Below are 665 nucleotides of genomic sequence, written 5' to 3' on the forward strand. Positions count from 1 at the left end.
CAGGCGTTCGGTCACCCACCATCAGATACGCCAGCGCAGCCAATACAGGCACCCAAACCATGAGGATCAAGCGGCTTTTGATACCAGGGGTGACCATCGGCGTGACTTCACGCTGGGCATCCAATAGTTGCCGCTCAAGCTCAAGCTTTTGGTTTTGGTAGTGAGCATCATCGATGGTGCCACTGTCTTTGTCTGTTTTTAGCTCTGCCAGACGCTCGCGAAACACCGCCACGTTGATATCTAGTAGCTGGTTGTCCACAGAAGTGCCTGATGTACGCGTGGCGCGCAGCCATGGCATGATGGTAATAACAGCAAGGAGTAAGGCAATCAGTAAGCTTAGAGCAATAAATAAGCCAGCAGTAGAGAATATGGTCATTTTTTGTCCTCGGGGCTTGTGGTGTCATGAGCGTCATTATCGGTGCTATTGGCACGCGATAGCAGACGATCAAGTTCGGCTTTTTCGGCGGCAGTCAGCTCCGAGGCGGTATTATCTACCGTCACTCTACTCTGACCGCTCGCTACCAGCTGGCGGCGACGGCTTTGCCAAAACCACCCTATCAATAATACGATCAGTAGCAATGGCGGAAAAAACCATAAAATCCATGTCGATGGACGTACAGGCGGCTTGTAGCTGATAAAATCGCCATAACGATCCTGCATATAAT

General features: G+C 50.8%; 2 protein-coding genes. Both read right to left on the bottom strand.

The genetic code is table 11. The annotated features are described in order from the left end of the window. Nucleotides 1-376, bottom strand: a 376-nt coding sequence (ccmI, locus tag JMW90_RS13495; protein WP_201564752.1) for a c-type cytochrome biogenesis protein CcmI, incomplete at its 3' end; no start/stop codon positions are given. Continuing rightward, nucleotides 373-665 (bottom strand): cytochrome c-type biogenesis protein CcmH (locus JMW90_RS13500; protein WP_201564754.1); only part of this gene is annotated, 293 nt, incomplete at its 5' end. The genes JMW90_RS13500 and ccmI, both read right to left, overlap by 4 nt.

It is taken from the genome of Psychrobacter glacincola (genome assembly GCF_904846215.1).
In the GTDB taxonomy this organism is placed as follows: domain Bacteria; phylum Pseudomonadota; class Gammaproteobacteria; order Pseudomonadales; family Moraxellaceae; genus Psychrobacter; species Psychrobacter glacincola.